At 61.8% G+C, this 26,394-nt stretch carries 22 protein-coding genes; 12 read left to right on the forward strand and 10 right to left on the reverse strand.

Translation table 11 applies throughout. The features are described 5' to 3' along the window. Positions 1-10 precede the first annotated feature (10 nt). The 5 genes from bglA to QWE_RS12035 all read left to right on the forward strand — a co-directional run bounded on the left by bglA (position 11) and on the right by QWE_RS12035 (position 5,675). Positions 11-1,666 carry a beta-galactosidase BglA gene (gene bglA / locus QWE_RS12015; RefSeq protein ID WP_006726397.1) on the forward strand — a complete coding sequence of 552 codons (1,656 nt, stop codon included), beginning with the start codon at positions 11-13 and terminating at the stop codon, positions 1,664-1,666. Positions 1,667-1,680: 14 nt separating this feature from the next. Further along, positions 1,681-2,769 carry an ABC transporter ATP-binding protein gene (locus QWE_RS12020; protein ID WP_006726398.1) on the forward strand — a complete coding sequence of 363 codons (1,089 nt, stop codon included), beginning with the start codon at positions 1,681-1,683 and terminating at the stop codon, positions 2,767-2,769. A 151-nt stretch (positions 2,770-2,920) separates the two neighbouring features. Further along, positions 2,921-3,331 (forward strand): hypothetical protein, encoded by a 411-nt coding sequence (locus QWE_RS12025; RefSeq protein ID WP_006726399.1) that lies wholly within the window; start codon positions 2,921-2,923, stop codon positions 3,329-3,331. Between the two features lie 122 nt (positions 3,332-3,453). Continuing rightward, positions 3,454-4,158 (forward strand): SDR family oxidoreductase, encoded by a 705-nt coding sequence (locus QWE_RS12030; RefSeq protein ID WP_006726400.1) that lies wholly within the window; start codon positions 3,454-3,456, stop codon positions 4,156-4,158. A 185-nt stretch (positions 4,159-4,343) separates the two neighbouring features. Then, entirely contained in the window at positions 4,344-5,675 is a 1,332-nt protein-coding gene (locus QWE_RS12035) for a DUF2778 domain-containing protein (protein WP_006726401.1), read from the forward strand. An 87-nt stretch (positions 5,676-5,762) separates the two neighbouring features. On the opposite strand, the gene QWE_RS12040 is transcribed toward QWE_RS12035, so the two are convergent. Continuing rightward, complete coding sequence (locus tag QWE_RS12040) at positions 5,763-6,548, reverse strand: DUF4394 domain-containing protein (RefSeq protein WP_006726402.1); 786 nt, start codon at positions 6,546-6,548, stop codon at positions 5,763-5,765. A gap of 262 nt (positions 6,549-6,810) precedes the next feature. Between QWE_RS12040 and QWE_RS12045 the strand changes: the two genes are divergently transcribed. Together QWE_RS12045 and QWE_RS12050 are read left to right on the forward strand one after the other, a co-directional pair. Further along, positions 6,811-7,362, forward strand: coding sequence for a sigma-70 family RNA polymerase sigma factor (locus tag QWE_RS12045; protein WP_040300158.1), 552 nt, complete (start codon positions 6,811-6,813; stop codon positions 7,360-7,362). Continuing rightward, positions 7,359-8,063, forward strand: coding sequence for an anti-sigma factor (locus QWE_RS12050; RefSeq protein ID WP_006726404.1), 705 nt, complete (start codon positions 7,359-7,361; stop codon positions 8,061-8,063). The genes QWE_RS12045 and QWE_RS12050 overlap by 4 nt, the downstream gene beginning before the upstream one ends. Before the next feature lie 43 nt (positions 8,064-8,106). Here the strand turns inward: QWE_RS12050 and QWE_RS12055 are convergent, their stop codons facing one another. The 6 genes from QWE_RS12055 to QWE_RS12080 form a co-directional block, all read right to left on the reverse strand. Then, the gene (locus QWE_RS12055; protein WP_006726405.1) at positions 8,107-9,903 is read right to left on the reverse strand and encodes a methyl-accepting chemotaxis protein; all 1,797 of its coding nucleotides are present in this window, start codon (positions 9,901-9,903) and stop codon (positions 8,107-8,109) included. A 275-nt stretch (positions 9,904-10,178) separates the two neighbouring features. Beyond that, positions 10,179-11,996, reverse strand: coding sequence for a phosphogluconate dehydratase (gene edd, locus QWE_RS12060; protein WP_006726406.1), 1,818 nt, complete (start codon positions 11,994-11,996; stop codon positions 10,179-10,181). Between the two features lie 126 nt (positions 11,997-12,122). Next, positions 12,123-12,821: a 6-phosphogluconolactonase gene (gene pgl / locus QWE_RS12065; protein WP_006726407.1), complete on the reverse strand. Its 699-nt coding sequence runs from the start codon at positions 12,819-12,821 to the stop codon at positions 12,123-12,125. A gap of 11 nt (positions 12,822-12,832) precedes the next feature. Beyond that, positions 12,833-14,305, reverse strand: a complete 1,473-nt coding sequence (gene zwf, locus QWE_RS12070; RefSeq protein WP_006726408.1) for a glucose-6-phosphate dehydrogenase — start codon at positions 14,303-14,305, stop codon at positions 12,833-12,835. A gap of 184 nt (positions 14,306-14,489) precedes the next feature. Beyond that, positions 14,490-15,776 carry an NAD(P)/FAD-dependent oxidoreductase gene (locus QWE_RS12075; RefSeq protein WP_006726409.1) on the reverse strand — a complete coding sequence of 429 codons (1,287 nt, stop codon included), beginning with the start codon at positions 15,774-15,776 and terminating at the stop codon, positions 14,490-14,492. 13 nt (positions 15,777-15,789) lie between these two features. Further along, positions 15,790-17,226 carry a glutamine synthetase family protein gene (locus QWE_RS12080; protein WP_040300092.1) on the reverse strand — a complete coding sequence of 479 codons (1,437 nt, stop codon included), beginning with the start codon at positions 17,224-17,226 and terminating at the stop codon, positions 15,790-15,792. A gap of 122 nt (positions 17,227-17,348) precedes the next feature. On the opposite strand from QWE_RS12080, the gene QWE_RS12085 reads away from it, so the two are divergent. From QWE_RS12085 to QWE_RS12090, 3 genes are all read left to right on the forward strand, one after another. Next, a complete protein-coding gene (locus QWE_RS12085) occupies positions 17,349-18,530 on the forward strand; it encodes a BaiN/RdsA family NAD(P)/FAD-dependent oxidoreductase (protein ID WP_006726411.1) in 1,182 nt (393 codons plus the stop codon). Between the two features lie 174 nt (positions 18,531-18,704). Further along, a complete protein-coding gene (locus QWE_RS25275; protein ID WP_157790709.1) occupies positions 18,705-18,854 on the forward strand; it encodes a hypothetical protein in 150 nt (49 codons plus the stop codon). 281 nt (positions 18,855-19,135) lie between these two features. Next, entirely contained in the window at positions 19,136-21,664 is a 2,529-nt protein-coding gene (locus tag QWE_RS12090) for a methyl-accepting chemotaxis protein (RefSeq protein WP_006726412.1), read from the forward strand. 54 nt (positions 21,665-21,718) lie between these two features. Here the strand turns inward: QWE_RS12090 and QWE_RS12095 are convergent, their stop codons facing one another. Continuing rightward, on the reverse strand, positions 21,719-21,943 hold the full coding sequence (locus QWE_RS12095) for a hypothetical protein (RefSeq protein ID WP_006726413.1): 225 nt from the start codon (positions 21,941-21,943) through the stop codon (positions 21,719-21,721). An 88-nt stretch (positions 21,944-22,031) separates the two neighbouring features. Between QWE_RS12095 and QWE_RS12100 the strand changes: the two genes are divergently transcribed. Continuing rightward, on the forward strand, positions 22,032-22,907 hold the full coding sequence (locus QWE_RS12100; RefSeq protein WP_006726414.1) for a LysR family transcriptional regulator: 876 nt from the start codon (positions 22,032-22,034) through the stop codon (positions 22,905-22,907). A 113-nt stretch (positions 22,908-23,020) separates the two neighbouring features. Here the strand turns inward: QWE_RS12100 and QWE_RS12105 are convergent, their stop codons facing one another. Together QWE_RS12105 and aceA are read right to left on the reverse strand one after the other, a co-directional pair. Further along, positions 23,021-23,269, reverse strand: a complete 249-nt coding sequence (locus tag QWE_RS12105; protein ID WP_006726415.1) for an SMc00767 family acetate metabolism repressor — start codon at positions 23,267-23,269, stop codon at positions 23,021-23,023. A gap of 162 nt (positions 23,270-23,431) precedes the next feature. Beyond that, entirely contained in the window at positions 23,432-24,721 is a 1,290-nt protein-coding gene (gene aceA / locus QWE_RS12110; RefSeq protein WP_006726416.1) for an isocitrate lyase, read from the reverse strand. Positions 24,722-24,963: 242 nt separating this feature from the next. Here aceA and QWE_RS12115 point away from each other — a divergent pair, with 242 nt between their 5' ends. Beyond that, positions 24,964-26,391 carry a helix-turn-helix domain-containing protein gene (locus QWE_RS12115; RefSeq protein WP_006726417.1) on the forward strand — a complete coding sequence of 476 codons (1,428 nt, stop codon included), beginning with the start codon at positions 24,964-24,966 and terminating at the stop codon, positions 26,389-26,391. Positions 26,392-26,394 lie beyond the last annotated feature (3 nt).

The raw sequence follows: 26,394 nt of genomic DNA on the forward strand, positions 1-26,394 counted from the left end.
GAATATGTGAATGAGTGCAGATGCAAATCCCGTCATGACGCCCGACAAGGACTGGTGGCGCGGCGCGGTGATCTATCAGATCTACCCGCGCTCCTATCAGGACTCCAATGGTGACGGCATCGGTGACCTGAAGGGTATCACAGCCCGTCTCGCCCATATCGCCGATCTCGGCGCCGATGCGATCTGGATCTCGCCCTTCTTCACCTCGCCGATGAAGGACTTCGGCTACGACGTCTCGAACTATGTCGACGTCGATCCGATGTTCGGCTCGCTGACCGATTTCGATGGCCTGATCGCCGAAGCCCACCGTCTCAACATCAAGGTCATGATCGACCTCGTGATGTCGCATTCGTCGGACCAGCACGCCTGGTTCGTTGAAAGCCGCTCCAGCCGGGTCAATCCCAAGGCGGACTGGTATGTCTGGTCTGATCCGAAGCCGGATGGCTCGCCGCCGAACAACTGGCTGTCGATCTTTGGCGGCTCGGCCTGGCAGTGGGATCCGACCCGCATGCAGTATTATCTGCACAACTTCCTGACCTCGCAGCCGGACATGAACCTGCACAATCCGGAAGTGCAGGACGCGTTGCTCGCCGCCACCCGCTTCTGGCTGGAACGCGGCGTCGACGGCTTCCGCCTCGACACGATCAATTTCTACTTCCACGACAAGGAACTGCGGGATAACCCGGCCCTCGCACCGGAGCGCCGCAACGCTTCGACGGCGCCTGCGGTCAATCCCTACAACTTCCAGGAACACATCTACGACAAGAACCGCCCCGAAAACATCGCTTTCCTCAAGCGCTTCCGCGCGCTGCTGGATGAGTATCCGGCGATCGCAGCGGTTGGCGAAGTCGGTGACAGCCAGCGCGGCCTCGAAATCGTCGGCGAATACACCTCCGGCAACGACAAGATGCAGATGTGCTACGCCTTCGAATTCCTGGCGCCAGAGCCGCTCACCCCCGAAGTGGTGCGCAACACGCAGAATGCTTTTGCAAATGCCGCGCCCGAAGGCTGGGCCTGCTGGGCCTTCTCCAACCACGACGTTGTCCGGCACGTCAGCCGCTGGGGTGCGAATGTTCTCGATCGCGACGCCTATGCGAAGATGACCTCGGCGCTGCTGCTCACCCAGCGCGGCTCCGTCTGCATCTACCAGGGCGAAGAACTCGGTCTTACCGAAGCCGACATTGCCTTCGAGGATCTCCAGGATCCCTACGGCATCCAGTTCTGGCCGGAGTTCAAGGGCCGTGATGGCTGCCGCACGCCGATGGTCTGGGACGATCACGCCGTTCAGGCCGGCTTCTCGACGGCGCAGAAGACCTGGCTGCCGATCCCGGTTGAACATGTCCTGCGCGCCGTCAACACGCAGGCCGGCAAGGAAGAGTCGGTGCTTGAGCACTATCGCCGTTTCCTCGCCTTCCGCCGCCAGCATCCGGCCTTTGCCAAGGGTGACATCGTCTTCCACGACGCCGGCGACAATCAGCTGATCTACACCCGCGCCTTCGGAAACGAGAAGCTGCTCTGCGTCTTCAACATGAATGCGGAAGAGACCGCAATCACGCTGCCATCCGGCGAATGGATCGGGCTCGAAGGCCATGGCTTCAACAGTGCAGTCAACGATAACAAGGTAGAGTTGCCGGCTTGGGGCGCATATTTCGCGCGCCACGCCTGACAGGGGAGGAAAGCATGACGGGTCTCGTTCTCAAGGACATCCGCAAGGCATACGGGCAGGTCAAGGTCCTGCACGGCATCGATCTGGAGATCAAGGAAGGCGAGTTCGTGGTCTTCGTCGGCCCGTCGGGCTGCGGCAAGTCCACGCTTCTGCGCATGATCGCGGGTCTTGAGGACATCACCGGCGGTGAACTCTATATCGACGGCCAGCTTGTCAACGATGTGCCGCCGTCCAAGCGCGGCATCGCCATGGTGTTCCAGTCCTATGCGCTCTACCCGCATATGACCGTCTACGACAACATGGCCTTCGGCATGCGCATCGCCGGCGAAAGCAAGGAAGAGATCGACCAGCGCGTTCGCTCCGCTGCCGGCATTCTCCAGCTCGAGTCCTATCTCGACCGCCTGCCAAAGGCGCTGTCCGGCGGTCAGCGCCAGCGTGTCGCCATCGGGCGCGCGATCTGCCGTGACCCCAAGGTCTTCCTGTTCGACGAGCCGTTGTCGAACCTCGATGCGGCCCTGCGTGTCGCGACCCGCATCGAGATCGCCAAGCTCAACGAGCAGATGGCCGACACCACGATGATCTACGTGACCCACGATCAGGTCGAGGCGATGACGCTCGCAGACCGTATCGTGGTGCTCTCGGCCGGCAAGATCGAACAGGTCGGCCCGCCGCTCGAACTCTATGAGCGTCCGGCCAACCTCTTCGTCGCCCGCTTCATCGGCTCTCCGGCCATGAACATCATGCCGGTAACCGTGATCGGCACGGGCGAGGCGACCCGGATCAAGCTGAAGGATGGCTCGGAAGTCACCGTCGATGTCGCGACCGCCGCATCGGAACAGGGCAAGTCTGCGAGCTTCGGCGTCCGCCCGGAAGATCTGGCAATCGCAACCGGTCCAGAATTCCTGTTCGAAGGAAATGTCGACATCGTCGAGGCTCTCGGAGAAGTCACGCTTCTCTACGTCAAGGGACCGGTCGAAGACGAGGCGATCGTGGTCAAGCTGCCCGGCATTGTCGACGTGAAGAAGGGGCAGACCCTGCGCTTTTCCGCAGACCAGACCAAGCTACACCTCTTCGATGCCGACGGTCAGACATACCGCCGCTGAGTTTAACTCGATCGAACTGCTTAAAGCCCTGTTATCCTTACCGATAACAGGGCTTCTCCGTGGTCAGGAATGGCCCTCGCGCCAATACCGACTGTTAAGTTGTCACTGCTAGCTTTTTGCCCATAACAACTGACAAAAGACGAGGGCAGAAATGATGAGAGCGGCAAATGGCGGATCTCATTTCCTGAAGAAGGAGGAATCCTTCATGTACGACCGGGAGAACCGGTATCGCATGGAGGATACGATGAATGCCGGGCGCCTCGAATACACCGAAAACGGCATGACCCACATGGCCGCGCGGCGTTGTGACGTCCTGCGTATCTCGCTGAGCGGGGCCGTGATCGGAGTGCTCACGCAGGTGAACCTGCCCAAGCAATTCTACCTCGATATTCCGGACGCCCGCATCAACAAGGTCGGTGCGGTGCTGATGAAGAGCTTTGCCAACAACACGGCCGAAATCCGTTTCCTGCGTCTTTTGACCCAGAAGGAGCTGGATCGCATCTTCGTCTTCTCCACCCATCCGGCGCACAAGGACCGTGTGCTCGACGTCCGCAGCTGGTAAGCAGCGCGCCAACGAATTCTCTGAAGGCCGGTGCAGCAGACGCTGCATCGGCCTTCAGCATTTCTGACTGGACATCGCCGGGCTGACCTTTGATCTTCGCCGGATCAAAGGGAGAAACAGACATGTCCATTCAGAAGGTCGCCATTGTCACGGCAGGGGGAAGCGGTATGGGGGCGGCGGCCGCCAGGCGTCTTGCCGCCGACGGCTTCAAGGTCGCGATCCTCTCGTCTTCCGGCAAGGGGGAGGCACTCGCCGCCGAACTCGAAGGCTTCGGGGTCACAGGGTCGAACCAGTCTCCGGAAGACCTCGCACGCCTCGTCGACGGCACCATGGAACGCTATGGCCGCATCGATGTCCTCGTGAACAGCGCAGGTCATGGGCCCCGTGCCCAGATCCTTGAGATCACCGACGAGCAATGGGCGAAGGGCATGGATGTCTATTTGCTCAACGTCATCCGCCCGACGCGTCTCGTCACGCCAATCATGCAGCGCCAGAAGGCCGGCGTGATCATCAACATTTCCACCGCCTGGGCTTTCGAGCCATCCTCGATGTTCCCGACCTCGGCCGTCTTCCGCGCAGGCCTTGCGTCCTTTACCAAGCTCTTCGCCGATACCTATGCCGGTGAGAATATCCGGATGAACAATGTCCTTCCCGGCTGGATCGACAGCCTGCCGGCGACAGAGGAGCGGCGTGACGGTGTGCCGATGAAACGCTACGGCACGAGCGAGGAAATTGCAGCCACGATCGCCTTCCTGGCCTCCGACGGCGCAGCCTACATCACAGGCCAGAATCTCAAGGTTGATGGTGGTTTAACCCGTCACGTTTGAAACTATCTCGATGCCGTGCCCGGAAATACGACGACGAACCGCCGGGCGTAAACCTCTTGGTTACCAAACTTCTTCATTCTTTAGAGCAGTCGACAGGACGCTTTTCGGGTTTTCTGTCCCAGTAAAGCCGGTTTCCGCTGCTAGGCGACCGGTTCTCCGAGTTTTGGTAAGCGAGTTCAGGTATCATGGCGTCCTTGGCCCCTCAGGTCATCGGTGGCAATCGCGCCGCCGTTCAAAAGACAAAGTCGCGCAGAAACAAGCGCGGCTCCAGCCTGCCGACGATCTTGGGCATCTCACTGGCCTGCCTCTTCTGGGGCACCGCGAGCCTTGCCGTTTTCAAGGGGCTGTCATCCTCGACGATCCAGGCACCGAGCATGGCAGGCCACAGCCTGCCAAAGCCGGAACTCGCCTTGTCGAAGCAGCTGGCGCCCCGCGCCGCACCGGCACAATCGACGGATTTCGCGGCCCTTGAAGAAATGCGCAACCGCTTCGCCGAAGCGATCGCTGCCACCGACCATCTGGGGCTGCTGATGCTGCCTGCTGCCATGCGGCTTGCAGAGGTCGACAAGTCCGATCGTCTTCTGCTGGCCCGCGTCGAGAGCGTAACCGATTCCCAAGCCCTCGCTGTGCTCCGTGATGCGCTTGCGCAGGCGGAAGCGGGGCGGCAGCAGGCAGCCCTTGCAACGGCGGCCCATGAACGCCGCAGTGACAGTGACGATGTTGATCCCGTCGTCACCGCCTCGATCCCGACGAGTACCGCCGAGGCGGCGCCAGTCGCCCTCGGTTATGCGGCAACGCCAAGCGCAACCGAAACAATGGCCGCGGCCGATCCTCGCGTGGAGCCCTTCGAGGAGCTGCTTTCGGCACCGCAGACAGAAGATCATGGTGCGCTGCCGGATGATGGCCCGGTACCGGGTGCCAAGCCGCAGGCCAAACCGCGTGTCGAGCGCGTGCCGGCTCCGGAAGCGCCTGTTGCAGCCGCCACGCCGGAAAAGCCGAAGAAGAAGACGCTGTTCGGCATGCTGGCCTATGCCAAGCCGGACAATCCGGTCACCACGGACGACGGGGCAGGGGGCATCTTCAACCGCAAGAACAGCATGCCCGGTCCAGGTAGCCGCATCGCCGTCTATGTGATCGAGGATTCTGTCGTGCACATGCCCAATGGCGAGAAGCTGCGCGCCCATTCCGGTCGTGGCCACATGCGCGACAACCCAAAATATGTGCATGTGAAAAACATGGGGCCGACCCCGCCCAATGTCTACAAGTTGCGCATGCGCGAAGCCCGCTTCCACGGCGTCGAGGCCATTCGCATGAACCCTGTGGGCGATGCCAAGATGTATAATCGCGATGGCTTCCTGACCCACACCTACCTGCTGCGCCGCCGCGGCGACAGCTCAGGCTGTGTGGTCTTTGAAGACTATAACAAGTTCCTCAATGCTTATAAGCGCGGGAACGTGCACACGCTGATCGTCGTGCCCAGCATGCGGGAACTGCCAAAATACATGGCGATGCTCTGACAAAAAGGCCTCCGCGATGATCCCGCGGAGGCCTTCTCGCTTTGGTTGGGTGATGCCTGTTAACAGAAGCTCCTTGTAAGCCTCCGCTTACATCGCCGGGATCACGGTGATCGACTTGATCTGCGCAGGCGCGCCCGTGATGTCACCGGCCTTCGTCGCGGCCCCGGTCTCGAGGTTCACGGTGTAAAGCGCGCTGTCGGCAACCAGCCAGGCAGTGTTCATGCCGTCGGCACCCGCCTCGATATCGAAGGCATAGGTCGTCGGCATGCTCTCGATACCCAGCTTGCCGATTGCCTTCAGCGTTCCGTCGTTCGGCTTGGTCTGCTGGATCAATGCGCCGATCGTCGCGTCGATGTTGTACATAGCGGCCGTTTCCGGCTTTCCGACAGAATTCGTATAGGCGGCAGCGACGGTGTTCGGGGTTTCGCCCTTGTGCATGTCGCCTTCCTCGAAGACGAGGCTACCGTCCACGGTCACTTCGCCCGTGTCGGGATGGACACGGTGGTTGGTGGTGCCGGTCATGTAGCGCAGCCGATCGGCCGCCGGATTGAAATTCACGACCACGGGCGCATCGCCGATCGTCAGCGGCTTGTCCATCTTGGCAAGTTCCGTGGCGGCGCCGGTTTCCGGATCGATGGTGACGATGACGTTATCCGCCGTCACGCCGACGATGGTCTGGTTGGCCGGGCGATAATCGATGCCGACGAGGCGATCGACACCGGTGACATCCATCGATTTGCTGATCTCGGGGTTCGCAGTGTCGAACATCACGAGCGTCTTGTCGCCTGCGAGACCGACGACCTGAGCGGCCTGGGCGCCAAAGGCCGTAAGGGCGGTGGCGGCTGCGAGGCTGAGGATACGGATGCTGGTCATGGAAAACTTCTCCCGTTTGCATGGTGGCGACACCGGTCTGGTGCCTCCTGATCTCAAGACACGCGGCAGATGCCGATTGGATGCAGGCGTCAGAAGTTTTTTCTTCTGCATCCAGAAACCGTCTTCGCGTGTCTCCGAAAAGAAGGAGAAAGTCATGGACGTGGCGATGATGAGCGACAGTTCTTCAACGGGCGCATCTGGTGCAGGTTGCCAAATCAAGCGGGTGAGCTACTTTCCGCGCAGGTTCTTGGAAGGAAGCTGGATGGAGAATGAGCAAGATAAGCTCGGTGCGGCGCTGAAAGCCTGTGCTGCAGGGGATCGCAAAGGCCTGGCCTTGATCTACGAGAGCGAAGCGCCTCGCATGGTCACAGTGGCTGAGCGCATCCTGCGGCGCCACGATCTGGCGGAAGAGATCGTCCAGGAGGCCTTCCTGCAGATTTGGAACAAGGCCTGGCAGTACGACCCATCCCGCGGCTCGGCACGAGGCTGGATCTTCGCCATCGTTCGATCACGCTCGCTGAATGCTCTCCGGGATGGAGGTCGGGAAGATCTGACCGAGACGGACAGCCTTGAGCGACTGCAGGACGAGGGAGCTGACGCTCTCTATCACGATCTGTTCGATCAACTCGACACCGCAAGTCGCCTGCGCGCTTGTCTCGGACGGCTCGACGGACTGCGCCGCAAGACGGTCATGATGGCTTATGTCTCGGGTTACAGCCACGGTGAGATCGCCGGTCGCTTGAAATTGCCGCTGGGAACCGCCAAGGCCTGGATCCGCCGATCGCTGGTCGCGCTGAGGGAGTGCATGGCATGAGCACATGGCACACACTCGCCGAACGCGCCGACGCCTATGTCCTCGGATTGATGGACGAGGATGAACATCGCGCTACCGAAACCGAGATGGAACGAGACGAAAGCCTTGCCCGTGCCGTCGCTGTTGCGCGTGACCGGTTTCTGGAGCTCGACCTCGTCGGGCCGACCGCAAGCGTCTCCCCCGATCTCTGGGCAAGGATAGAACGACAGCTCGGCCCGCAGGAGCGACCAAAGAGCTCTGTGGCACCAGCGGCGGTCAACGACAACAGCCTTTCCTGGTGGCGAGGCTTCGGTCTGTCGGCTGCAGCCGCCTCGCTCCTGCTTGTCGGTGCCTTGTCCTACGCCCTGCTCAGTCGGGCGGAGCCGCAGGTGATTGCCGTCCTGATGAATGAGCAGGGTGAGCCGGTCGTGATGATCGAGGATTTCGGCAATGATACAGCCAGGGTCGTTCCGCTCACGGATGTGACTGTGGCCGAGGACCGGTCCCTGCAGCTCTGGACCTTGCCGTCCAGTGATACCGGACCCGTATCGCTCGGTGTGCTCGATGGCTGGCGGACAGCAACCGTCGCAGGGCCGGACCTTCCCGGCCCGCTCGAGGAGCAGCTTTACGAGATCACGGTGGAGCCTCTGGGCGGATCACCGACGGGCAAGCCGACAGGCCCGATCCTGGGCAAGGGCTTTGCGAAAGTGCCGCGCCCATGAGTGTGGCGTCGCGCCCGGTATGCGGGCGCGACGCTTGTCAGGCTCAGAACTCCTGCCACTCGTCCTGCTTGAGTGCTGCATTTCCATGCGTCTGCGCCGGGCGTGCCGCTGCGCGCCGGGGTGCGGCCGCTGGGCTGGACGGCGTGTGAGCGCGCACAGCGCCATGGGATGCTGAGGTCGTACCCTGCTGGCCGGTATAGTGCCTGCCGAGGGTAAAGCGGGAGATGAACTGGCGAAGCCGCTGTGTCTCCGTTGCCAATGTGGCGCTTGCAGCGTTGGACTCTTCCACCATGGCAGCGTTCTGCTGGGTGACCTGGTCCATCTGGTTGACCGCCGAGTTCACCTCGGAGAGGCCGGTTGCCTGCTCGCGTGCCGAGCTCGCAATGGCCTGCATGTGGTCGTTGACCGCCACGATATTGTCCTGGATCGTCTTCAACGCCTCACCGGTCTCGCTGACCAGTTTCACGCCGTTCTTCACCTCTTCCGACGAGTTGCGGATGAGATCCTTGATCTCCTTTGCCGCCTGCGCCGAGCGTTGCGCGAGTTCACGCACTTCCTGTGCCACGACCGCAAAACCCTTACCGGCTTCTCCTGCGCGCGCCGCCTCGACGCCGGCATTCAGCGCCAGAAGATTGGTCTGGAAGGCGATCTCGTCGATCACCCCGATGATGTTTGAGATCTGGTTCGACGACTGCTCGATGCGGGCCATTGCCCCCACGGCCTCGGCGACGATCTGGCCGGAACGCGTTGCGCTCGTATCCGCGGCCTGGGTGGCGTGACGGGCTTCCTCGGCGCGCTTCGAGGCGTTGTTGACGTTGACGGTGATCTGGTCGAGGGCCGCTGCCGTCTCCTCGAGCGAAGCTGCCTGCTGTTCGGTGCGCTTTGAAAGGTCCTCGGCGCTCGAGCTGATCTCGCGGCTGCCGCTGTCGATCTGGTCGGTGGATTGGGCCACGGCGCCGAGCGTGGTCGCAAGCTGCAGAACCGCGTCGTTGAGATTGGTTCTGAGTGCTTCGAAATCCTGAACGAAAGGTCTGTCGATCGTGAAGCTGACATCGCCCTTGGCCATGCGTCCGAGGGCATCGCCGATCGTGTCCACGGCATGCACGCGTTCGGTCACATCGGTGGCGAATTTCACCACCTTGGTCACACGACCGCGATCGTCCATGATCGGATTATAGGAGGCGTTGATGACGACCTTCTTGCCGCCCTTGCCGTAGCGAGTGAACTCGGCGGCCTGGAACTTGCCGGCGCGCAGGCTTTTCCAGAATTCGGCATAGTCGGGTGACCGCACATATTCGGGGTCGACCAGCAGGCTATGGTTCTTGCCCTTGATATCGTCCATTCGGTAACCGAGAGAGTCGAGGAAATTCTGGTTCGCAGTGACGATCTCGCCTTCTGGCGTGAACTCGATGATCCCCTGCACACGGCTGATGGCTTCCATCTGGTTCTGGAAGTCGAGGTTCTGCAACCGTTCCTTGGCATTGGCCCATTCGACGACGAAGCCGGTGGTCTTGGCGCCGTTCTTCAAGGGCGTGACGATCAGGTCGAAAGCCCGGTGGCCGACCCAGATGGTTGCCTTGTGCTGATTTTGCAGGCTCGACAGCATGTTACGCTGATGGCTGGGGTTCTTGTGAAAGATATCGATATTGCTGCCGATCAGCTTGTCAAAATCGAAGCGCGGCAATTCTTTCTTCAGGTCACTTTCCGCTTCCTTCAACATCGCCTTCGTCGCGGTGTTCATGTAGCGGATGTTGAGCTTTTCGTCCGCGATCATGATGTTCGCGGTAATGACTTCAAGCGATTCAAGCTGTGCGCGGTTGTTTGTAGACAGTCCAAACATAGTGCCTTGGTCCTTTGGCCAATTTCCTTCTTCAGAAACCGGACCGCGCATCCAAAAGGTAGACAAAGGGCGAAGGTGCTGCCGCAGAATCGTCGAGTTTGTATAACTTGTTGTTATCGCGTTTGTTTCCGTACCAAGATATACAAAATTAGTAGTGTCGAATTTGTTAAAATGACCAGTGGCGTTGACGCTACCGAACGAGAACTGTCAATCTGAATAGACAAAAGGCCGCGATTGCTCGCGGCCCTTGAGCTTAACTCTAAGAATTGAGGCGCTTAGAACAGGACGCTTGCGCCCTGGTCGGCAGGTCCGGCAATCCGGCGGAAGCTGGCAAACAGCTCACGGCCCATGCCGAACTCATTGTCGTCGAGATTGGTGGTGGCAAGCGGTCGGGCGTCGAAGTCAGCCGCATCGACCAGAACTTCGAGCGTGCCGGCAATGGCATCCAGCCGCACCATGTCGCCGTCCTTGATCCTGGCGATCGCACCGCCGTCGACGGCTTCCGGCGTCAGATGGATCGCTGCCGGGATCTTGCCCGACGCGCCGGACATGCGGCCGTCGGTCACAAGTGCGACCTTGAAGCCGCGATCCTGCAACACGCCAAGCGGTGGCGTCAGGCGGTGCAGTTCCGGCATGCCGTTCGCCTTCGGTCCTTGGAAGCGGACAACCGCGACGAAGTCGCGCTCCAGCTTGCCGGCCTTGAAGGCATCCTGCAGTTCCTGCTGATCGTTGAAGACGATTGCGGGAGCCTCGATAACGTGACGCTCCGGCTTGACCGCCGAGATCTTGATGACGGCTTTGCCGATATTGCCGGTCAGCATTTTCAGGCCGCCATTGGCCTGGAAGGGCTTGTCGATCGTCGTCAGCACCTTCGGATCGGCACTCACGTCCGCGGCCGGCTCGCGGTGGACGGTGCCGTCGTCGGCGAGCTTCGGGTCGATCGTATAGGCAGCCAGACCCTGACCATAGACGGTGCGGACATCGTCATGCACGTAGCCGGCCTTAAGCAGTTGCTTGATCAGGAAGCCCATGCCACCGGCGGCATGGAAATGGTTCACGTCGGCAAGCCCGTTCGGATAGACGCGCGCGAGCAGCGGCACGATGTCCGAGAGCTCCGAGATGTCCTGCCAGGTGAGCTGGATGCCGCCTGCGCGCGCCATGGCGATCAGGTGGATCGTGTGATTGGTCGAGCCGCCCGTGGCATGCAGGCCGACGACGCCGTTGACGATCGAGCGTTCGTCGATCATCTCGCCGGCCGGTGTGAACTCGTTGCCGAGAGCCGTGATGGCGAGCGCCCGCTTGGTCGCTTCCTTGGTCAACGCATCGCGCAGCGGCGTGCCGGGATTGATGAAGGAAGCGCCGGGCAGATGGAAACCCATGATCTCCATCAGCATCTGGTTGGAATTGGCCGTACCGTAGAAGGTGCAGGTGCCAGGGCCGTGATAGGACTTGGACTCGGCTTCGAGCAGCTCGGCGCGTCCCACCTTGCCCTCGGCATAGAGCTGGCGGATGCGCGACTTCTCGTCGTTTGGCAGGCCTGTGGTCATCGGTCCGGCCGGGATGAACACCGAGGGGAGGTGGCCGAAGGTGAGTGCCGCGATCATCAGGCCTGGCACGATCTTGTCGCAGACGCCGAGATAGACGGCTGCATCGAACATGTTGTGAGAGAGGCCGATGGCCGCCGACATGGCGATCGCATCGCGGGAGAACAGCGAGAGTTCCATGCCCGGCTGTCCTTGGGTGACGCCGTCGCACATCGCTGGAACGCCACCCGCCACCTGTGCCACGCCACCGACTTCAGAGGCGGCCTGGCGGATCAGGGCCGGATAGGTCTCGAAGGGCTGGTGGGCCGAGAGCATGTCGTTATAGGCGGTGATGATGCCGAGGTTCGGCACCACGTCGCCGGCCAGCGCTTCCTTGTCCCTGGGCGAACAGACCGCGAAGCCATGGGCGAGGTTGCCACAGGACAGTGTCGAGCGATGCACGCCCTTGGAGATCGCCCGGCGCGTGCGGTCGAGATAGGCTTCGCGGGTCGGCTTGGAACGCTCGACGATCCGCTTGGTGATGGCTTCGATACGGCTGTCTGCAGTCATCGGATATGGCTCCTCATCTGGCGCGGGCGCTTAAGGGCGCACATCGCGCAAAGGCCTCGTCGGCCGGGAAACTCGTCATATGCGCATCAACCTGCCGAACACTGCCGGCAGGCAAGGGCTCTGCCCTCAGGGCGCCCAATAGATGTCGGGCGTCGTCCGGGCCCGTTCAAGAACGGCCCTGATCGGCATGTCTTTTTCGTCCATGCCGGCCAATGCCTTGTCCAGTACGGCTTTCTTTTCAGCCCCTTCGATATGCACGACCAGAAGGACGGCATCGTGAAGCGCGGAAAAGGAGAGCGTCAAGCGGGCTTCGCCAGCACCCGGCGCTTCCATGGTCATGACGCGGCGCGGCTGTGAAAGATCGAGCGCTGCATCCAGATGATCGCCGCCCGGAAAGAAGGAGGCTGTGTGCCCGTCCGTCCCCATGCCGAGGATCGCGACGTCGAAGGGCTCGGTCATGCCGGGCACGATGCCCGATGCCGTCTTCGCCGCTTCCTCGATGGTCTCTTCCGGGCGATAGAGCGGCACGAACTCGGCTGCTGCCGCTTCGTTCTTCAAAAGATGCGTCTTGACCAGCAGATGGTTCGAGCGCGGATTGTCTTCGTCCACGAACCGCTCGTCGACCAGCGTGATCTTGACCTTCGGCCAATCGAGAGTCCGCGTCGACAGCGCTTCGAAGAAGGCCTTGGGCGTCGAGCCACCGGAAACGGCAAGCGTTGCCGCACCCTTGTTCGCGATCGCACCGGAGAGCGCAGAGGCCACGGCATCGGCAAGCCCGGCCGCAAGAGCCGCGCCTGTCTCGAATGTCTTCATGTGATGTGCCATCCGCCCCGGCCTCAGTCGATTTCGTGCCAGGTGCGGCCGTCACGCTCGATCAGCGCAATGGCCTGACTCGGACCCCAGGTTCCGGACGTATAGCCCTGCGCCTTCTGGCCGATCTCTTCCCAGGATTTGAGGATCGGATCGCACCAATTCCATGCTGCTTCGACTTCGTCGCGGCGCATGAACAGCGTCTGGTTCGAACGGATGACGTCCATCAACAGGCGCTCATAGGCATCCGGATTGCGCACGTCGAAGGCCTGGGCAAAGCTCATGTCGAGCGACACATGGCGCAGGCGCATGCCGCCCGGGCCCGGATCCTTGATCATCAGCCACTGCTTGACGCCTTCGTCCGGCTGCAGGCGGATGACGAGCTTGTTGGCCTCGATGCGGCCGGCCGCGTCGCCGAAGATCGAATGTGGGATCGGCTTGAAGGTGATGACGATTTCCGACATGCGGGTTGCCAGGCGCTTGCCGGTTCTGAGGTAGAAGGGCACGCCTGCCCAGCGCCAGTTGTTGATCTCGGCCTTGATCGCGACGAAGGTCTCCGTGTCCGACGTCGCCCCGAGTTCTTCCTGGTATCCGTTGACGGCGCCACCGGCGGAAGCGCCAGCGCGATACTGGCCGCGCACGGTCAGCTTCTCGACATTGTTAGGCGTGATCGGCTTCAGCGAGCGCAGCACCTTGAGCTTTTCGTCGCGCACAGCTTCCGCGTCGAGCGAGGAGGGAGCTTCCATGGCGACCAGGCAGAGAAGCTGCAGGATATGGTTCTGCACCATGTCACGCAGTGCGCCGGCCTTGTCGTAATAGGTGACGCGACCTTCGAGGCCGACGGATTCGGCAACCGTGATCTGCACATGGTCGATATGGGCAGAATTCCACAGTGGCTCGTAAAGCGCGTTGGCAAAGCGCAGCGCCATCAGGTTCTGCACCGTCTCCTTGCCGAGATAGTGGTCGATACGGAAGATCTGATCTTCCTTGAACACCTTGCCGATCGTGTCGTTGAGGATCTGCGCCGAGGCGAGATCGCGGCCGATCGGCTTTTCAACGACGATGCGGGTCGACTTGGTGATCAGCTTGTGGTCGCGGATCTTGTCGGCGATATCGCCGAAGATCGATGGGGACACGGCGAGATAGAAGGCCCGAACGATATCCTTGCCCTGGTCGAGCAGCTTCTTCAGATCTTCCCAGCCCTGGTCCGACTTGGCATCGACTGAGACGTAATGGACGCGGTCGAGAAACTTCGCGACTTCGCTCTCTTCCAGCTCCTCGGCCTTCAGGTGCTCATGAAGCGCGTCGAGCGTGAACTTGCGATATTCCTCATGCGTCATCGCCGTGCGCGAGGCACCGATGATACGGGTCGGCTCCGTCAACTGACCCGCGAGCTGGCGGTGGAACAGAGCCGGCAGAAGCTTGCGCTCGGCCAAGTCGCCGGTGCCGCCGAAGACGACGTAGTCAAAGGGTTCAACGGGGATGATCTGGCTGCTCATGCGCATCTCTCGTTCGGCAAATTCGTTGGACAGGTTCTAATCTAATCGATTTAAAAAAGCCACCCCGGCCCGGCGGAAATTGTCTTTGCATGCCGCCAGCAGGATGAACAAAGCGTGTTCTGCGACAATCAAACTCACCAGTCGGCACCCAGTATGAATGGCACCGGCAAGTTGCACCTAGGTGTCAGAACCGGTCCCGGAGCGCATACCAGGTGAGCGCGAGGAACAGCAGCGGCTTGCGCAGGCTGGCGCCGCCGGGGAAGGGCGGGATCTTCAGGTCCTTGAGCACGTCGAGCTCTCGGGCATTGCCGGCCACCATGTCGGCATACATCTTGCCGCAGTAGTTCGACAGCATCACGCCATGCCCGGAATAGCCGGCGAGCGATGTCACGCCGGGCATCACGTCCCGGGCAAAAGGTTTGCGCGGCAGGGTAATGCCGACCGAGCCACCCCAGCCATGGGTGATCTCGATGTTCTTGAGATCGGGATAGATCTCGGCGATCTGCCGGCGGATATGGGTCGAGATGTCGCGGGGACTGTCGGCGGTATAGGCCTCGCGCCCGCCGAACAGCAGCCGTCCGTCGCGGCTCTTGCGGAAGTAGCGCACCACAAAGCGACTGTCGGCCACGGCCTCGGAGCCCTTGAGCACCTGCGGGAATTTGCTCAGCGATTCGGTCGCTCCGATGAAGGAGCGGATCGGCATCACATGCGATGCCGTTACCGGTTCCAGGTTGCCGATATAGGCATTGGTCGCGATCAGTAGCCGGTTGGCGGTGATGGTGCCGCGCGCCGTGTCGATCACGGTCTTGCCGCCTTCCTGGCGAATGGCGCTTGCCGGTGTCATCTCGTGGATCCTGGCGCCGGCCTGATGGGCCACGCGTGCGAGGCCGACAAGCAGCTTCAGCGGATGGATATGCCCCGTGCCGGTATCGCGCACCCCGTAATGATACCGCGTCGAACCGACACGCTCATGCGTCTCTTCCCGGTCCATGAAGGAGATATGCGGATAGCCGTAACGCACAGCCATGATCTCGGCATCGTGCCGATAATCCGATTCCCAGCCGCGCTTGTGCGCTACGTTCAACTGGCCGGGCATATATTCGATATCGATGCCGTGCTGCTCGGCGAAGTCCAGCAGGTAGTGCTTGGCGTTTTCCGCCATGTCGAAGAGCGCCTTCGACCGCTCGAAACCGAGCTCTGCTTCCAACTCGCCAGGACAGGCCCTTTGGCCGGTGCCGAGCTGCCCGCCATTGCGCCCCGAAGCGCCGTCCCCGAACCGGCTTCCCTCGATCAGGACAACTGAGACCCCCAGGCGTGCGAGATTGAAGGCCGCCTGCAGACCTGTGAAGCCGCCACCGATGATGGCGACGTCAGTGGAGACAGAGCCGTCGAGGGCCGGATATTCCGGCCGCTCGCCCACACTTGCCTGATACCAGGAGATCCCCGGCGCGATCGGGCTTTGCCATGTCATGGGTTCGCCTCCCTCATACGTTGAGCAGGAGGAATTCGCGTTCCCACGGGCTGATCACCTGCATGAAGGTCTCGAACTCGCCGCGCTTCACGCCGGCATAGAGGCCGACGAACTCCGAACCGAAGACCTCGTGGAAGTCGGTTTCACCCTCGAGCAGGGCGACGGCTTCCAGGAGGCCGCGCGGCAGGTCGACGGAGCCTTCATTGGCCGAACCTTCTGCCGCAGCCGTCGGCTCGATTTCCTTGACGATGCCGAGATAGCCGCAGGCAAGCGACGCCGCGAGCGCGAGATACGGATTGGCATCCGAACTCGGCAGGCGGTTTTCGACGCGCCGTGCCGCGGAATCCGAAACCGGCACGCGGAAGGCCGTCGTGCGGTTGTCGTAACCCCAGGCGTTGTTGACGGGCGCGGCCATGTCAGGCGTCAGGCGACGGTAGGAATTCACGTAAGGCGCCAGCATGACAAGCGAGCTCGGCACATATTTCTGCATGCCGCCGATGAAGTGGAAGAATTCCGGCGAGGCAGAGCCGTCGGGGTTGGAGAAGATGTTCTTGCCCGTCTTGGCGTCGACCACCGACTGGTGGATATGCATCGCCGATCCCGGCTGGCCCTGCATGGGCTTTGCCATGAAGGTCGCATAGATCCCATGCTTGAGCGCCGCTTCGCGGATCGTGCGCTTGAACATGAAGACCTGATCAGCAAGCTCGATCGGATTGCCGTGTCGCAGGTTGATTTCCAGCTGTGCCGGACCCTCCTCATGAATTAGGGTGTCGATCTCCAGCCCCTGCTTCTCTGAGAAGTGATAGATGTCGTCGATCAACTCGTCGAACTCGTTGATCGCGGCGATCGAATACCCCTGGCCGCCGATGATCGAACGACCGGAGCGACCCTTCGGCGGATGCAGCGGATAGTCCGGGTCGTCGTTCATCGCGACGAGATAGAACTCGATTTCCGGCGCAACGACCGGCTTCCAGCCCTTTTCGTCGTAAAGGCGCAGCACGTTCTTCAAGACATTGCGCGGCGTGTAGGAGACGTTCTCCCCGTCCACATTGACGATGTCGCAGATCACCTGTGCGGTCGGATCCGTTTCCCACGGCACGACTGAAAGCGTCGAAAGATCCGGCAAGAGCTTCAGATCGCTGTCGCGCGGCTCGTAGCGAAAATTCGCCGTTTCGTCAGGATATTCGCCGGAGATCGTATGGCGATAGAGCGCCGAGGGGAGAGCCAGCGACGTGTTCGAGGTGAATTTCGACGACGGCATCATCTTGCCGCGCGGAACGCCGGCTAAGTCAGGCGTGATGCATTCGATATCCTCGATGCCGCGGGCTCTCAGCCAGGTGGCCGCTTCCTTCCAGTTCGAGACGCCGCGCTTGGATCCGGGATCCGGCGGGATCACCGCCTTCTTGGAGGGAGCACTGTGGGATCTCATCATGGATTTCTTCGCGGGCATGTCTCACCGGTTGGTTGTTGATGCGGGTCATCATAGCCAGACTTTGGCCTTTGGCCAGCCGGACGCGTTGACTTTGATCATAAGTTTGTCGAGACAGGCGGCAGATCCCCGGGAGCATCAGCATGGCCAGCAACTACGACGTCGCGATCATCGGAGCCGGTGCCGCCGGCATGATGGCGGCCTTTACCGCCGGCCGGCGTGGCAAATCCGTCATCGTCCTCGACCACGCCAAGGCCCCGGGCGAGAAGATCCGCATCTCAGGCGGCGGCCGCTGCAACTTCACCAACATCCATGCCACGCCGAAGAACTACATCTCGCAGAACCCGCATTTCGCCAAGTCGGCGCTGGCCCGCTACACACCGTCAGACTTCATCGCCATGGTCGACCGCCACAAGATCGCATGGCACGAAAAGACCCTCGGCCAGCTCTTCTGCGATGACAGCGCGAAAGACATCATCCGCATGCTTCTAGAGGAGATGCGCGCGGTGCATGTCGACTTGAAACTCTCCTGCGAGATCTCCGAACTGGAGAAGGGACCGGACGGTTTCCGGCTCTCCACCAGCGAAGGCCCGATCCTTGCGACCAGCCTGGTGATGGCATCAGGCGGCAAGTCGATCCCCAAGATGGGCGCGACCGGCTTTGCCTATCGCATCGCCGAGCAGTTTAGCCTGCCCGTCACCGAGACACGGCCCGCTCTCGTGCCCCTCACGCTCGAGCCCAATCTCCTGGGCGAACTGTCGGAGCTCTCGGGCGTCGCCGTCGATGCCGATGTCGCCTGCGGCAAGACCCGCTTCCATGAGGCGCTCCTCTTTACCCATCGCGGACTGTCCGGCCCGTCCATCCTGCAGATCTCCAGCTATTGGCGGGAAGGCGACGAGATCCTGCTCTCGCTGCAGCCCGAGACCGATTTCGTGGAACTCCTGAAGGCGGCAAAGCGCGAAAACGGCCGCCAGCAGGTCCAGACCGTGCTTGCCCAACATCTGCCCAAGCGCCTCGCTCAATATCTCGCGGAGACCGCCAAGCTGGAACGTCCGCTCGCTGATCTCCCCGACAAGGCCTTGTCATCGCTTTCCGAGCGCATCCGCCGCTGGCCGATCAAGCCTGCGGGATCGGAAGGCTACCGCACGGCCGAAGTGACGCTCGGCGGCGTCGACACCGACGCGCTCGACAGTCGCAGCATGCAGGCGAAAACCGTGCCGGGCCTCTACTTCATCGGGGAGTGCGTCGACGTCACCGGCTGGCTGGGAGGCTATAATTTCCAGTGGGCTTGGGCCTCGGGCCATGCGGCCGGCGAGGCCGTCTGAGCAAAGTCTCACGCTCCGGACAAGCTTATGCGGGTAATTCAGGGCTTGTTAACATGCGTCGGTCATCCTGCCTGAATGCCGGTGTGATATCCTCAGATATCGCGACATGAGGTCTGGCCGGCCAAAGGCCCCGCAAGGGCATGACTTCCCTGGCCGCATCAAGGACCGCGCCCCATGAACCATGAGACCCGCAAGCCCCGTGCCATCGCCATTGCCGTCACGCGCAGCCGTGACGAAGAGCGCGCCCGTTTGCGCCATGTCAGCATCGTCTGCCTCTATGCCGCCAGCGCCCTCGCTGCGCTTGCCTTCGGTCTCCTTAGCTAAGGCACCTCTGCGGTCCTGCTTGTCAGTGGCAGCCAATCGCTTTTTCGCGGTTTGACGACAGCCACCCTGTCGCCCCCCGGCACTTCGGTGGTGGCCGTTTTTCCTCGATTACCGATCTCCGTCCCGCTTCGGGATGCCTGACCTTGGCCTTAACTCCGTCTTGAGACTTTTACTGCAACTGTTCCTGCTGGGTAGGAGTGTAGACGGCGAAGGCGACAGTTTGCGCCGTCATATTTTAAGGTTTCGGCGCAGGAATGATGCCGTCTTCGTTTGGAGGAACAATGTTGATCGATCAAATACTGTCGCGCTTTTCGATTTCGACCAAGGTCCTGGCCTTTGTGCTGCCCTTCGTCCTGTCGATCACCGCAGTCGGTCTCATGGGCCTCTACGCATCCGGCCTCCTGCAGCAGCGGATGGAAATTTCCAACGGCACGATGCGTTCGCTGAACGGCTTCCGAAACGTCAACGCCGCCATGACCCACTTCCTCGATCAGACCTCTGAGGAAACGCGCAGCGCCGTGCTGGACCAGCTTGCGTCCCAGCAGTCGACGCTCACGCAGAACATCTCCGAAATCGGTGCCGACGGCACGGGGCGCAACTTCCTCGACGAGGCGATCGCTGGCACGGGCGCCGTCAACGAGAAGATCGATGCGCTCTGGCAGCTGCATGAAGCGGAGCTGAAGCTCGCCGCATCGATCCAGGATCACCTGACGGGCCTGATGGCGCAGCAGATCCGCGTGTCGGACGAAGCGCAGAAACTGCAGCGCGCCGTCGTCGGTGGTGAAAACGATGCCAAGGGCGCGCTCAAGGAAGCCGAGCGCCTGTCTTCGGGTGCCAAGCACCTTTCGGAAGTCTTCAAGGGCTTCTTCTCGGCAGGTATTCCGGAAGAGCAATTCCCCTACCTGCAGAAACAATTGCCTGAGCTGGTGAAGACCCAGCGCAAGATCGCCAATGCACTGCCCGCTGAAAGCAGGGACATGGGCAAGGCCCTCCTGGCTTCGATCAACGAGATCAAGGCAAAAGTCGCGACCGGCGACATGAGCCTCGAGAACGGCCGCGCCGTTGGCTCGATCATTTCCGGCTTCCGCGGCTTCGAAACGACGCTCAGCGCCGGTGCCGCCGTCAAATACGCAGAATCCGTGCAGAAATTCGCCGCTGTCGAAACCGGTGCTGTTCAGGCGGCCGATGTTCTCGTCGGCAGCCGCACCCTGATCGCTGACGTCTACGATCTGCGCATCATGACCGCCACCTTCCTCAATGTGAAGGACGACAAGACCCGCGAACCGATCCTGCGCCAGATCAAGCTGATCGGCGACAACCTCGCCGTCCTTGGCGGCAGCATCGCCGACAAAGCCTTCTACGACAGCCTGACGGCAGCCATCACGCCGCTGCTTGCCGCGCTCACCGCCGATACCGAAGCCCTCGTGAAGACCAGCGCCGACCGTATCGCGAGCTTCGATCAGGCGAGCCGCGCGATGGATGCGATCTGGGCGTCGCTCACCTCCTTTGCCGATCTCCAGAAGGATGTTGCCGGCACCGAGCGCCAGGAAGCCAACCGCCTGTCGATCGGCACCATGATCGCTGGCGTCATGCTCGCCGTCATCGGCGGTATCGCGCTGGTCCTGACCCTGCAGCGTCCGATCACCCGCATCACCACAACCATGCAGCGCCTTGCGGAAGGTGATCTCGAAGCGGGTATTGCCGGCGACAAGCGCGGTGACGAGATCGGCGCCATGGCCCGGGCGCTCGCCGTCTTCAAGACCAATGCCCGCACCAAGCTCGAAATCGAATCCGAGCGGCAGCGCGAGCAGATGGAAGCGGAAGCCGAGCGTCGCCGCAACGACGAGGAAAAGCAGGCGCTCGACCGCGAGATCGAACATGCCGTCGGCAAGCTCGCCCAGGCGCTGGAACGCCTTGCCAATGGCGATATCTCTTTCGAGATCGAAGGCCGATTCCACGGACGTCTGGAACAGCTTCGCAACGACTTCAACCTGTCGCTGTCGCGCCTTCGCGATACGATGCATCAGATCTCCGGCAATGTTGACCAGATCCAGAACAACGGCCGCCAGATGGCGCAGTCTGCGCTCGATCTCGCCCGTCGCACCGAGCAGCAGGCAGCCTCGCTCGAAGAGACCGCCGCTGCCGTCGATGAGATCACGGCCGCCGTCCGCTCGTCCTCGGAGCGCGCCGAAATGGTGAACGGCGTTGTCCGTGAAGCCAAGAAGAACGCCGACGAATCCGTCGTCGTCGTCGGCAGCGCGATTTCCGCCATGGGCCGCATCGAGGAGGCCTCGCGGCAGATCTCCAACATCATCGGCGTGATCGACGAGATCGCCTTCCAGACCAACCTGCTCGCCCTCAATGCCGGTGTCGAAGCGGCCCGCGCCGGTGAAGCCGGTAAGGGTTTTGCCGTCGTCGCCCAGGAAGTACGCGAACTTGCCCAGCGCTCGGCCGGTGCCGCAAAGGAAATCAAGGCGCTCATCAACCGCTCGGCCGAAGAGGTGGCAAACGGCTCCACCCACGTTCAGCAGACGGGAACCGTGCTCTCGCGCATCGGCGGCCAGATCGCGATGATCAGCGAGCATATCGAAAAGATCGCCGAGACAAGCAGCGAGCAGTCTGGCGCGCTGCAGGAGGTCAATGGTGCCGTCGGGCGCATGGACCAGATGACCCAGCAGAATGCCGCGATGGTCGAGGAAGCGACCGCGGCCACCCAGGATCTCTCAGCCCAGACGGATGCCCTTCGCGATCTGCTCCAGCAGTTCCGCATCGAATCCGATCGTCAGCGGTCTGTCGACCGCGCCGCCTGAGGTCCCATCTTAGCCAAACGGAAAAGCCCGGTCATCGCGCCGGGCTTTTTTGCATCAGGCCTCGGCCAGACGACAAGACCCGCCCGGATCGGTCTCGCGATCGACCGGTTTGTCTGCACCGCGCGCCAGATTTTTGCGCACTCTTCGAACGAGGCGCCGAAGGCGTTCCCACGGCGCTTCGCCGTACTGCGCATAGAACTCGTCTTCGGATAACCTGTCGTTTTGCCCTCGTTCCTGTTTCAGTGCGGCGATGGCAAGGGCTGCATAAACTTCGTGCATGACGGATCTCCTGTTGTGATGCCGTCTCCTCTTTTACCCATCATTTTTGGAGGGAAATACGCGCAAGATCGTGTTATGTATTTCATCTATGAAAGACATCACCTGGGACGCCTATCAATTATTCCTGGCCGTGGCGCGGCATGGCGGACTTTCGGCCGCAGCAGAAGCCACGGGTCTGAGTGCTGCGACCCTCGGCCGGCGCATGGTCGAGCTCGAGCATGCTTTGGGCCGGGAGCTCTTCCTGCGCAGTCAGACCGGTTATCGCCTGACCAGCGATGGCAGCCAGCTTCTCGAACACCTCCTTGAGCTCGAAGTCGGCAGCAAGCGGGTGGAGGAGTGGCGACGTGGCAAGGCCGGCCAGTCCCTGGTCCGCATCAGTCTCGGCACCTGGATCGCCTGGCTGCTTTGCCAGAACATGGCGGTCATCCGCACCCCGCGCGACGAGTTCCGCATCGACCTGCATGTCGCCGAGCAGCGCGCCAGGCTGTCGCATCGGGAGAGCGATATCGGCATCCGCGCCTTTGAACCTGAAGAGCCCAACCTGGCCGCGATCCCCGCGGGCGAGGTCGCCTATGCCGCCTATAAGGCACGCAACAGGGAATGGATGGGGCCAGAGCCCTGGGTTGCGGTTGATGACGAGAATGCCGTCTCTGCCTATCTGCGTTGGCCACGCCAGCACGCGCCCGAGCGCATCGTCGCGACGGTCAATCGCCCGCGCTCACTGAGGGATTTGGTGAGGGCAGGGGCCGGTGTCGGCGTGCTTCCCTGCTTCGTCGGTGATCTGGATCCGACGCTCGAGCGGGTCGGCGAGGAGATCCCGGAGCTTCGCCATCGCCAGTGGATCGTGATGAACAGCGACGATCGTCATCGAAGTGACATTCGCGCTGTCGCCGATCGGCTGGCCAGGCTTCTCAAATCCCATCGGGATATTCTGGCGGGCAGGCGACCGAGCACCAGCGGCTGATCTCGGCGTCAAAACGAAAAGACCCGCACGACGACCGGCACTCCTCCCCAGAGGCGATCATCGTGCGGGAACCGGTCCGGAGGTCAGGGGCCGGACGGGGGATGTCTGGTTGCTCAGGCGGCCTGATGGCTGCCCTGGGTCACGATGACGGGGATCAGCAGATCACCCCAGTTGCCGTCGCCGCCGTGATGGCGGGCGGAGCGGACGAGTTCGACCGAAACGCCGGCATCGACGGCCTTCATGATCGAATGGTTGAGACGGTGCAGGTCGTTGGCCAGCATGCGGATCATCGCCTGCTGATCGGCGCTCATGGCCGAGGACTGTTCTTCGGCGCGTTCCTTGACTCGGGTCTGGGGTGTCATGGCATTTCTCCTCTTGGTGTTGGGGGTTCTTGAAGTCACCTCCCCCTTGAGGGGGGAGGTCGCAGCGTAGCTGCGGGTGGGGGTGAACCTCTGATGACTGCGGTGGTCACCCCACCCCGGCACTGCGTGCCGACGCTCCCCCTCAAGGGGAGGGTGCGATCTTTACTCAGCAGCCGGCTTGAACTGCTCGGTCTCGGTCGATTCCTTCATCGCGGTCGTCGAGGACTGGCCTGCGGTGATGGCGAGCGAAACAGCGTCGAAGTAACCGGTGCCGACTTCGCGCTGGTGCTTGGTCGCGGTGTAACCATTGACCTCAGCGGCGAACTCCGCCTCCTGCAGCTCCGAATAGGCGGCCATCTGGCGATCCTTGTAGCCGCGGGCCAGTTCGAACATGCCGAAGTTCAGCTGGTGGAAGCCGGCAAGCGTGATGAACTGGAACTTGTAGCCCATCGCACCGAGTTCCCGCTGGAACTTCGCGATCGTCGCGTCGTCCAGGTTCTTCTTCCAGTTGAACGAAGGCGAGCAGTTATAGGCGAGTTTCTTGCCCGGATGGACCTTGTGCACGGCCTCGGCAAACTTGCGGGCCTGTTCGAGATCCGGCTTGCCGGTCTCCATCCAGATCATGTCGCAGTAGGGCGCATAGGCGATTGCACGGGCAATGCAGGGCTCGATGCCGTTCTTCACCTGGTAGAAGCCTTCCGCCGTGCGGCCGGCATCATAGTCGACGAAGGGCTGGTCGCGCTCGTCGATGTCGGAGGTCAAAAGCTTGGCAGCTTCCGCATCGGTACGGGCAACGATCAGCGTCGGGACGCCCATGATGTCGGCAGCCAGACGGGCAGCCGTCAGGTTACGGATATGGGCAGCGGTCGGGATCAGAACCTTGCCGCCGAGATGGCCGCACTTCTTTTCAGACGCCAGCTGGTCCTCGAAGTGGACGCCCGCTGCGCCGGCTTCGATGAAGGCCTTCATGATCTCGAAGGCGTTCAACGGACCGCCGAAACCGGCTTCAGCATCGGCAACGATCGGGGCAAACCAGGTGTCGACCGAAAGGCCCTTGCCTTCCTGGGTCTCGATCTGGTCGGCGCGCTGCAGGGTGCGGTTGATGCGCTTGGCAAGCTCCGGTGCGGCATTTGCCGGATAGAGCGACTGGTCGGGATACATGGCAGACGCCGTGTTGGCGTCGGCAGCAACCTGCCAGCCGGACAGATAGATGGCCTTGAGGCCGGCGCGAACCATCTGCATGGCCTGATTGCCGGAGAGCGCGCCGAGTGCGTTGACGAAGGGCTCTTCGTTGATCAGCTGCCACAGGCGGTTGGCGCCCATTTCGGCCAGCGTATACTTGATCTCGACCGAGCCGCGCAGGCGCTGTACGTCGGCTGCAGTGTAGGGGCGATCGATGCCGTCATAGCGGCCCTTGGGTGCATTCGGAATAAGATTGTAAAATTCAGTCATGTCGGGTCTCCCTGTTCACTGCAGGAAGCGGAGGGCAACCGGATTTCGGGGTGCCGCTTGGCCGCTTCTGATGTGACTAGATTTACACCGCACTGCAAAAGACGGCCAGAAAATTCGATAAAACAACGGGATGAAAGAGGTTAGGCTGTCTTGTCTTTGACAGAAGTCCCGTGTAAATTTGTAAAAATAGTCAATGCGCCGGCGCGAGCCTGGCCCGTCTAATCTTGTAAAGGAGCTGTAAATTGGCAGAGCGCAAGATTTTTGCAGGCCCCCGCGTCCGCCGTATCAGAAACGGCCTTGGTCTCACTCAGACGGCTATGGCCGAGGCGCTGGAGATCTCGCCCTCCTATCTTAATCTGATTGAGCGCAACCAGCGACCACTCACGGTCCAGCTGCTCTTGAAGCTGGCCTCCGTATACAAGGTCGATCTCGACGAGTTGCAGGGCGAGGCCGGTGGATCGACGAGCCAGCTGCGCGAGGTCTTTGCCGATCCCTTGCTGTCGGGCGAGCTGCCCGGCGATCAGGAACTGATCGAAGTGGCGGAAGCCGCGCCCAATGCCGCGAGCGGCATCGTCAAGCTCTACCGCGCCTATCGTGAGCAGGCGGCCCGGCTTTCCGACCTCGCTGATCTCCTGGCCAGAGAGGGGCACGAGACCTCTCTGTCGGGCGCCCGCCTGCCGATCGATGAGGTGAGAGAAGTCTTCGAACGCCGGCCCAACTATTTCGCACGCCTTGATGAAGCCGCCGAGACCTTCCATGCGGGCTTGAGCCTCGCGCCCGGTGATGATCTCGCCGTAGCCCTCAAGGCCTGGCTGCGTTCCACCCATGGCATCGTGGTTCGCGCCTTGCCGGTCCAGACCATGCCGTCGCTGCGCCGCCGATACGACCGCCATTCCATGCGTCTCTTCCTCTCCGAGCGGCTGTCTCCCTTCGACCAGTTGCGCGAAGTGGCGATGGAGGTCGTGCTGCTGGCGCTGAGCGACCTTGTTCAGGCGGAGCTCGATGCGCTGGAGCTGTCTTCCGGTGAGGCGCGCCGCATTGCTCGCTTCGAACTCGCCCGTTACACAGCCCATGCGCTGATGATGCCCTACGGCGCCTTCCTCTCGGCCGCGATCCGCGCCCGCTACGACATCGACGTGCTGCGCGCGCGTTTCAATGTCTCCTTCGAGCAGGCCGCCAACCGCCTGACCATGCTGCAGCGCCCGGGCGCGACAGGGGTGCCCTTCTTCATGATGGAGATCGACAATGCCGGAAACCGCTTCCGCCGCGCCGGTGCGACAGGCTTCCCGCAGGCGAAATTCGGCGGTGGCTGTCCGAAGCTCAATGTCCACGCTGCCTTTGCCCAGCCGGGCCAGGTCCTGGTCGAGCAGGTGGAAATGCCGGATGGCAGCGGCTTCGTGACAATTTCGCGGACCCTCGAAGGTCCGCAGGCCGGTTTCGGCGAGCGTATAAGGCGCACGGCACTCCTGGTCGGCTGTGACGCCGCAAGCCGCGACGAGGTGGCCTATGCCGCGGCCTTGCCTGATCGATCGCAGCCGGCAATCGCCATCGGCCCGGCCTGTCGGCTCTGCGAAAGGTCGGGCTGTCTGGCGCGCGCCGAGCCGCCGCTCACCCGTCCGCTCGGTCTTGATGAGATGGTCACGGGGCTGTCGGCCTTTGACTTTCAATAGGGC

The sequence above is a fragment of the Agrobacterium albertimagni AOL15 genome (assembly GCF_000300855.1).
In the GTDB taxonomy this organism is placed as follows: Bacteria; Pseudomonadota; Alphaproteobacteria; order Rhizobiales; family Rhizobiaceae; genus Allorhizobium; species Allorhizobium albertimagni.